The organism is Clostridioides sp. ES-S-0049-02 (assembly GCF_020658465.1).
In the GTDB taxonomy this organism is placed as follows: Bacteria; Bacillota; Clostridia; order Peptostreptococcales; family Peptostreptococcaceae; genus Clostridioides.
In genome coordinates, this window is sequence record NZ_JACVWG010000028.1 from 1 (window position 1) to 9,089 (window position 9,089).

At 25.5% G+C, this 9,089-nt stretch carries 11 protein-coding genes; 8 read left to right on the plus strand and 3 right to left on the minus strand.

Features of this window, described 5'->3' with window-relative positions:
* Positions 1–808 precede the first annotated feature (808 nt).
* Positions 809–1,120 (plus strand): helix-turn-helix domain-containing protein, encoded by a 312-nt coding sequence (locus IC213_RS19965; RefSeq protein ID WP_227436906.1) that lies wholly within the window; start codon positions 809–811, stop codon positions 1,118–1,120.
* Positions 1,121–1,298: 178 nt separating this feature from the next.
* Here IC213_RS19965 and IC213_RS19970 read toward each other — a convergent pair whose 3' ends face one another.
* From IC213_RS19970 to IC213_RS19980, 3 genes are all read right to left on the minus strand, one after another.
* Positions 1,299–1,493 carry a helix-turn-helix domain-containing protein gene (locus IC213_RS19970; protein ID WP_167641004.1) on the minus strand — a complete coding sequence of 65 codons (195 nt, stop codon included), beginning with the start codon at positions 1,491–1,493 and terminating at the stop codon, positions 1,299–1,301.
* A gap of 205 nt (positions 1,494–1,698) precedes the next feature.
* Complete coding sequence (locus IC213_RS19975; RefSeq protein ID WP_227863546.1) at positions 1,699–1,857, minus strand: hypothetical protein; 159 nt, start codon at positions 1,855–1,857, stop codon at positions 1,699–1,701.
* 166 nt (positions 1,858–2,023) lie between these two features.
* A complete protein-coding gene (locus IC213_RS19980; protein ID WP_227436908.1) occupies positions 2,024–2,233 on the minus strand; it encodes a helix-turn-helix domain-containing protein in 210 nt (69 codons plus the stop codon).
* A gap of 1,485 nt (positions 2,234–3,718) precedes the next feature.
* Between IC213_RS19980 and IC213_RS19985 the strand changes: the two genes are divergently transcribed.
* The 7 genes from IC213_RS19985 to IC213_RS20015 form a co-directional block, all read left to right on the plus strand.
* Positions 3,719–4,633 carry a ParM/StbA family protein gene (locus IC213_RS19985; RefSeq protein ID WP_227863547.1) on the plus strand — a complete coding sequence of 305 codons (915 nt, stop codon included), beginning with the start codon at positions 3,719–3,721 and terminating at the stop codon, positions 4,631–4,633.
* A gap of 12 nt (positions 4,634–4,645) precedes the next feature.
* Positions 4,646–4,918 (plus strand): hypothetical protein, encoded by a 273-nt coding sequence (locus tag IC213_RS19990; protein WP_227863548.1) that lies wholly within the window; start codon positions 4,646–4,648, stop codon positions 4,916–4,918.
* Between the two features lie 433 nt (positions 4,919–5,351).
* A complete protein-coding gene (locus IC213_RS19995; protein WP_227863549.1) occupies positions 5,352–6,602 on the plus strand; it encodes a hypothetical protein in 1,251 nt (416 codons plus the stop codon).
* Between the two features lie 5 nt (positions 6,603–6,607).
* Positions 6,608–6,835 carry a hypothetical protein gene (locus IC213_RS20000; RefSeq protein ID WP_227436912.1) on the plus strand — a complete coding sequence of 76 codons (228 nt, stop codon included), beginning with the start codon at positions 6,608–6,610 and terminating at the stop codon, positions 6,833–6,835.
* Between the two features lie 173 nt (positions 6,836–7,008).
* The gene (locus IC213_RS20005; protein WP_227436914.1) at positions 7,009–7,236 is read left to right on the plus strand and encodes a hypothetical protein; all 228 of its coding nucleotides are present in this window, start codon (positions 7,009–7,011) and stop codon (positions 7,234–7,236) included.
* 2 nt (positions 7,237–7,238) lie between these two features.
* Positions 7,239–8,681: a hypothetical protein gene (locus IC213_RS20010; RefSeq protein ID WP_227436916.1), complete on the plus strand. Its 1,443-nt coding sequence runs from the start codon at positions 7,239–7,241 to the stop codon at positions 8,679–8,681.
* 133 nt (positions 8,682–8,814) lie between these two features.
* Positions 8,815–9,089: HU family DNA-binding protein (locus IC213_RS20015; protein ID WP_227863550.1), on the plus strand; the 275-nt coding region annotated here is incomplete at its 3' end.

Sequence of the window (9,089 nt, forward strand, 5' to 3'; positions counted from 1 at the left end):
GCTTCATTCCTTTAATATCCTTTTGCATTTCTTGTAATAACTCTAATATTTTTTCATCCATGCCGTTCACACTCCTATTTTATTATTATATCATAATTTAAGTGTTGTATTCTAACACTTACTAAAACAATCTAAAATAAATAGCTTAAATTATATTAGTAAATGTTAGATAGTTTATGACCATTTAGGTGTTAAGCAGTACAAACTATAATTTTAATGCTTAATCTCTAGTACTTTTGATAATGCAGTACTTCACAACTGCTATGTCATATTAAATTATATTGAGTGCCATTATAGAAGCAACTGCTGTTGATACCTCAGATTTTTATAGGCTAACAACTGGAAACCTTTATATATTTCATTTATTTAATATCTTAATGTTGGGAACACCTCACCAACTAGTTTGACTAATCCATTTTTGTAGTTAAAAAATGAAGAAAAAACTATGTGGAATATTTGTGTTGTGTGCCTTTCACCATTCACACCATTTAAAGGTCAACTTAAAGGTAATAATTTTTAATAGTAGTTTAATATTTCTTAATAGAACCCTTTAAGATATTAGCTAGAGTTTTAAGAAGCCTTCGTCTGTTACTTCATTTGAGAGGTGGCTCTGTGTTTTCTTTGTTCTCCCTTGCTATGATTTAATTATATGACGTTTTGTCTTTAAAGTCAATGATAATTCTAAAAAACATTAATAAAAAAAGACATTGAGTCTTGAATATCGGCAATTACAAGACATTGAGTCTTAAAAAAATTGTATTTAATATATCTTTATGTTATTATTTATATAAAGAATAGGGGTGATACAATGAACAGATTAAGAGAATTAAGGAAAGAAATGAATTTATCTACTCAAGAAATTGCAAATAAACTAAATGTACATTATACAAGTATTCAAAATTGGGAAAATGGCAGAAGAAAAATAGATATAGATAAATTAAAAGATTTAGCAAAATTATATGATGTATCATTAGATTATATAACTTGTCTTACAGACGATAGAGAGAATACACAACTAGAAGAAGAAGAAAAACAACTATTAAATAATTATAGAGAGTTAGACACTAAAAGTAAAACAATAGTACAAGAACAAATTAATACATTAAAAAAACTACTGTAAGCTAGATATATAATTCTAGCTTATTTTTATATTCGATTCTAAAAAATAAAGGTACAAACATAAAGTGGGTATGTTACAATGTGCTTAAAATGGATTTAAATAGCTTGTACGATGTATTGTTATAATAAAATAGACTAGATATATTACAATCTAGTCTATTGAGTATTATTAAATTATTTTATTTAATGTTAAGTATTTCCCTTGCTTCTATATCATAAAGATTTATAAGCTTTTCAATTTCTGATGCTGTAAACTCTGTTTTGCCTTTTTCTTTATTTTGATAACTTCTTACAGACATATTTAAATGATATGCTAGTTCGGTTGGAGTTAATTTATTATCTTTTCTTAATTGTGAAACTTTGTCTAGTTTCATTCTATCACCTACTTTACAAATAAACTATGTACATGGCTTTTAATGCGAAATAAAGGAATATACATAATCCTAAAAATCGAAGTATTTTAAAGATTGTATTTGTATGTTGGTTCATTAAATCACCTCTTGTATAATTAATATTGGGTGTGTTACAATATACCTATATAATGTACTTATAGGTATATTGTAAGGTTTTATGTTATCTTTAATTAAATATAATATAGATAAAAATAAAAACCCAGCTTAATAAAGATATTAAAGATATAAAAATATGTTCAGCAGATTTGACTATCTGAACTATGAGCTTTTCAAGTTGTTGCACCAACTCGATAAGCTCTTTTATTTTGTCTTTAGTGAACTTCATCAAGACACCCCCCAATATTAAATTATTTAGTAAGTTTTTCTTACTATGATTAGATAATATCATAAATGGAATAATATGTAAATATATTTCGGCAAAATATTTCTGAAATATATTTACACATTAAAATAGACTAGATATGTTACAACCTAGTCTATTGAGTGTTATACTATACATTTTTTCTATCCAACAAACTTAATATTTCCTTATCACTTAAATTTAGTACATCGAATATCTTTTCTAAGTCTCCAATATAGAAAGGTCTTTGCCCGTTCTCCTTACTTGAATAACTCCGATAAGACATATCAATATAAGTAGATAATTGTTGTTGTGTTAGTCCCCTTTCAAGTCTGTATTGTTTCAATAAATCTAGTTTCATTAATCAGTACCCACCTCCTAAAACAATCGTTTAATGTTTATTATTAATGCAATAATAACTATTAAACAACCAACACCATACAATATACATGTTTTAGTATCTCTTTTCATAGCTTGTTTAAATGTGTTATAATATATAGTAGACGTATCACCCATACAAGAGTCGGTACACTCTTGTATAGGCTTATTGTTTTACTTATTAATAAAACAATAGATAGTTATTAGAGAACTTATTATACTCACTATGTTAAAGGTTATAATAAAAACTTTCTTTAACAATAAAACTTTGCTGATACGTCTACTATGCTTACCCACATTATTGTTCCCCCTTTATGTTAAATTTTGGTACAAGTTTATTATACCATGAACGACTACAATGTTGCAAGTATAAACGTGATAATTATGAAGTGTATTATTTATATATTTGTTCAAGTCTAGTTATGTCAATGCTTATAAGTCCTAAAATTTGTTTAATATTATGATATTGAATTAATGTCAAGTTAATGTCTATATTAATGTCTATAAGACTTTCTAATCCATAACAAAAATTTTCATATAAGATAAGTGATATTTTATATAAAACCTAATACTTTAAAGTTCACATAATATAGTGATTACAATAGTTTTATAGCGTATAAAAAGTAATAACTGACATTTTACTGACAAATTAAAATAATATACCTTTAAAGATGTTGAAAATACTAGGCTTTATAAAAATGGCATAGAATACTTAATTTTATGCCGTGTATTACTGACAAAAATAATGATTTAGAAAATGAGTAAAAAGCAATACTTATATTAATTAAATAAGATAAAAATGATATTTAACATAATAAATTAAAGTAAAAATAGATAGGGGGTATTTTTAGGAAAGTGACTTGTTTGTGGATAAATAATTGTGTGTAGTCCTTTCATTTCTACATCTCAAAAAAAACATATAAATGCAGACGGATTTACAGACGAGATGAACCTGCATTTTTCGTATAAAATCATATTATGTCTAAAGATAATTCTAAGGATTTCATTCTAAAATTCTACTTTGAATAAGAAAAATATATACTGAAAAGGTCTGTATGTATTATTTAGAAAATTACTAAAAAAATATAAAAGGATAAATTGTTAATATTGTTTTGTAATATAGGTCATTTTATTAAATTTAAATTAAAATATCGTCTGTAAGAAAATAAATTTCAATATTCTGCTGAAAACTAAAACTTATGATTGAGATAAACATAGATAATATATTTAAATGTATTAAAATTTTGATGTATATTTAGGTTGAATACAGTTCAAATATAAACTAAAAAGCATTACAAATATTTTTTAGTGTATATTTGAACTGTAAATAGTTTGAAATTAGTATGGATTTAAACTTAAATATAAAATATGTCATTTTATAGTTGAATTTTTGTGCAATTTTAATGCAAAAATTAACTATTTATATGATATAATGTATATAGAAAATATTTACTTAGGAGGAATAAAAATGGAAGAAAATTACCAAGTTATAGGATTAGATATAGGAAGAGGATATGTAAAAGGATATAGTAAATATAATGGAATGGTTAAAGAATGTTTATTTAAATCTGTATTTGGCGATGGCAGAAATATAGATTTTGAAAAATATACAGACCCTATATATATAGATTTTGAAAGTGTTAGTTACTTTGTAGGATCTCTAGCAGAAAAAGAAAGTATAACTCCTATTAGAAATTCTGATGATTCAAAAACATCTTTTACAATGAGAATATTAGTTGCAGCCGCTCTTAATGAAATAGCTGTAGCTGATGAAGTAAAAATAATGATGGGTGTTCCATATAAATCATTTAGAAAAACTACATTAAAAGAAGTAATAGATACATATAAAGGTAAAACATTTAAAGTAAAAGATAAAATAAAAGGTGGACACAAAGAAATAAAAATATCTGATATATCAATTTTTAGAGAAGGAGATGCTGCATTATTTCATACATTGGAAGGAAAAGTAAATGAAGATAAGGCTGTTGGCATGGTTTCAATAGGTTTTAGAAGTACTGAGATGTCTTTCTTTGAAAAGGGTTTTGTATTTAATGATAAACTATCTGATACATTAGAAGCTGGAAATCAGGATGCATTAACAATGGTTCAGAAACAATTAAAGGATAGGGGAATAATAAGAGAACTTAATGAGATAGATAGTTCTAATGATTATGATGAACTTAAAAAGGTTGCTTATATAATGGCTTCTGAAAGTACTGCTCAAAGAATTTCCTCTAAGTGGAAAAATATTGATGAGATGGATGTATATGTGTCTGGTGGTACTGCATTACATATGACATTTGACAATAGATTTAAAGTGTCTCAAGATGCTCAAATGGCTACATCTAAGGGCTTATTTGAAGTAGGTATGGAACAATTCTAGGAGTGGTATTATATGAAAAAATCATCTAGTTTTTATTTAGAAGAGGATATATTTGATGAAATAGAAAAGTATCAAAGCGATAAAAATATAAGTAGTAGGAATACAGCTTTAGAGAGAATCATTTTAGAGTGGAAGAATCTTCAAGAAGAAAATAAACTATTGAAACAGTGTTTAGACAATGGTTCATATATGATAAATAAAGAAACAACTATAACTGAAGAAAAAAAAGAGATAAAGAAAGAAAATCCTATTATTAAAAATATATTTAATAATATGCCTGATTAAATACAGAAATATCTACTCATAAAAATTTGGGTAGATATTTTTTTGAAAACTATTGAGAACGAAGAAGGTATATGTTATACTTAAAATATAAATAGAACATAGAGGGTAATAAAATTTCTGAAGCAACTTGTTGCGAAGAACAATTGCAAGATGTTTTTTATCTTGCGATTGAATTATAAGTCACATAAAAGGAGGATAAATGATGAAAATGTCAGCTTATATTATGGATTTTCTTTAAGGATGAATTAAAAAAAGTCAATAAATACAGTACTTAAAAAAAAGAATAAGAAGGTTATATATATATCTTCTTTAAGGACAAGAAAAAAAAATTAAAAAAAACCCCTGTTTTTCTAGGGAAAATGAAAAGTGACTATTGAGAAAAAGAAGGTTTAGGTATTATAAAAATTCTTAATGTAAAAAAGGAGGGTATTGCTTGAGAAAAATAAAAGTAATAGATTCTATTATGGGGAGTGGAAAATCATCATTTGCAATACAGATGATGAACAACATTAATGATACTAGAAGTTATCTTTATGTAACACCATATATAAATGAATGTGAGAGAATACAAAGGAGTGTTACAACTAGAAATATGATACAACCAAATAATAGAACTAGTTCAGGTAAGGGGAGTAAGTTTAGAAATTTAAAAAGTTTAATAGCTGAAGGTGAAAATATTTGTATGTCTCATCAGTTGTTTAAATACGCTGATGAAGAGGTAATTGAAGGATTGAAAAATAATAATTATGTTTTGATATTGGATGAAGTTATGTCTATTATAGAACTTCAGAACATTGATGAAAAGGATAAAGAAATATTATTTAAACAAGAGTTAATAAGAGTACAAGAAGATGGGAGAGTTGTATGGTTAGGAGATAATAATTATCATGGCAAGTTTAGAGATATAAAATATCTAGCAAATAATAATAATTTATATATGAGTAGAAGTAATTTTATGTTTTGGACTTTCCCATATAAAATATTTGATTTGTTTGATGAAGCATATATTCTAACTTATTTATTTGAAGGACAATTACAAGCATACTATTATAAGTATTTTGGTATGGAATATGAACACTATTCAATTGTATTTAATTCTAAAAATAAAAAATATGAGTTGAAAGAATATGATAAAAAAAATGAATGTAGAACAAATTTAAAAAAACTTATAAGAGTATATGAAGATAATGGTAAAAGCAAACTAAATAGTAATTATTTTATTGAAGGTAGGGAAAGTTTTAAGCATACAGAATTATCGGCTAGTTGGTTGAGAAGAGCTACAAATAAAGAGAAAGAAAGACTTAAAGCTAATTTGCAAACATACTTCAAGAATATATGTAATTCTAGAACAAAAGATAATCTATGGACAACATTAGAAGAAGTTAAAAAAGATTTAAAAGGTGATGGATACGCTAGAGGTTTTCTAGCTTTCAATATAAGAGCTACTAATAGTTACCAAGATAGAAGTAATTTGGCATATGTTTATAATAGATATATTAATCCTATAGAGCAAAGCTTTTTTCAAGATAGAAGAATAAATGTAAATGTAGATTTATTAGCTGTAAGTGATTTATTGCAATGGATATGGAGAAGCAGGATAAGAAAAGGAGAGCCAATAAATATCTATATACCTAGCAGAAGAATGCGTGAGTTGTTGTATAAATATTTGAATTATGAAATATAGAGGGAGTGGTAAGTATAGTAAATTTATATGAAGATTTACTGAAAGATATTGAATCAATTAGAAATACATGGTTTTTAAAAGACAGAATGGATAAAATACATGCCATTAGATATCTAATATATAAGTTTAAGGATAACTTAAATTCAAATCAAAAAAAGCATCTCTTTGCAAATTTATATCAAGAATTAGAAAATCTAAACACTAAGATTAATAAGAAAAAAAGAATAAAATAGGGGAAATGTTATCGGAAATTAAGACAGATTTTGGTATTGATACTAGAGCAAAAAAATGATATATAATTACTTATGCATATCTATAATAATAGATCTATAAATTTAAGTCAAAGAAAGCAAATCTTTGCAAATCAATTTTAAAATCAAGGTAAATTAAAAATAAAAGGGGCATTATGAGAAAAAAAATAGAACTAATATATTTAGAAGATTTAAAGTCGTTAGAAGAAATAAATTTATATAAGAGTGATGAGTATGAAAAAGAAATAGATACATATATAGAGATGAGTAAAAGGTCTTCATATAAAATTATAAATGAAAGGCATAAGGAGGATTTTAAAGATGAAATTTGGGGTTATGATGATACAGATTATGATGATGGATTGCAAGGAAAGGAGATATAATATTGATATATAATAATAACAATTTTTATGAAGAAATAGATGGGAAATCTGCACAAGATTACATAAAGAATTTAGATTATAGCATAGGCAATAGCAAAGATAGAATTAAACACATAGAGGAACGATTAGGGGTAAAACACACATGGTTTGAAGAGTCAAATAGAAGTTATATGGATACATTTTATAATACTCTTGCAAAAAGAAATGAGAATATTATTACTAGAGTGAAATATCAAGAAAAAAAACAATTCAATGATAAATTTTGGGAAAATATATTTGAGCAAACATCAGATAGCCCTTTAGATAAAGATGGTGTATATTATGTTACTATTGATGGAGAAGAGATAGTTATGGACTATAATAGATTCATTACTTGGTGTGACCATAATCAGATTAATCCAGTCAAATATATAGATGTTAAAAATCCTTTTAGTAACAGTAATGGTACATGGGAGTACACACATCATAATACATCAAAAATTAAGTTGCTATTAAATAAAGCAGACAGCACATATTCCACTTCTAATATAGCAAAAGCATTAGAAATAATGGGGAGTTACATATTATCAGCAGATGACAAACCTAAAGAAACTAAAATAAGAATATACAATTCAAAAGAGTTATTTAATAGAGCATGTCAGGAAGAAGCACTTCTAAATAAAATAGCACCTGCAAATGGTGGAAATATAAATTCAAACACTTCTAATAAAGATGGATTCCTAGAAGACAATTCTTTTGCATTTTTTCAACTACCTAAAAACTATAAAAAAATAAAAGATATAAAAGTCAAACCTAAAGATATTAGAAAATATCCAATTATAAAAACATATTCAGATACTTATGAATGGTATAAAGCTAAGTATAAAGAATTAGGACATAAACAATTAAGTAAAGAAGAGTTAAAACTTAAGAGAATAGTTAGGAAAAATTTAAATGCATTAAAAAATGATATGACTGATGTTAAAAATTCTATAGAGAAACCTATTATATGGAAAGCACCATTAGCAGATGCTGGAAGCCCAGAATGGGATTATTTAGATATGTTTGATAAATCACATGTTAAAGAGCTTCTAAAGGTTCAAAAGGGCAATGATTTACAAGATGATTTAACATGTATAGTTATGGATTTAAATAATATTATATCTAAAACTGAATTTACCACAGTACAAAAAGATATTTTAAATTTATATAGAAAAGATAAATCATTAGAGTTTATTTCAAATTTAATGAATATAACTCCTCAAGCAATAAATAATCAAATAAATAAAATAGTAAATAAAATAATAGATGTATATGAGAAAAATTATGAAGAAAATTATTATTATATATCTGTTTGTAAAGGAAAATATAAAAAATGTAGTAGATGTGGAAAAATTAAGCTGCTATCTAAGTTTGATAAAAATGGTAAAAAGGGATATCGTTCAAATTGTAAAAGCTGTAATTAGCTGGTGGGGAAAAGTGGTTTAAAAAAGGGTCGCTTAAAACATATTACTTATGTAAGGGGTTAATAAAAATAATAAAATTACCCCTTATTATTATCAAATGAAAATTATATGAGAAAAGGGAGATTAATAAAATATGAAAAAAGTAGATTTTTTAAAAGAAGTAGCAGAAGAATTAGGTGTATCACAGATAAGAGTAAGAGAGATGCTTGATGTGATAGAAAAAAAAAGAAACGAAGTACTACAAGATGGTGAAGAATTGACATTGATGGGAGTTAAATATCTAACTAAAGTACAAAAAGGAAGAGAAGGAGAAATGACTCTTGAAGATGGAACTAAAAAGCCTTGGAAGACTGAAGATAAAAGAGTTCCTAAAATAAAAGCGACTAAATCTTTAAAAGATGCAGTAAT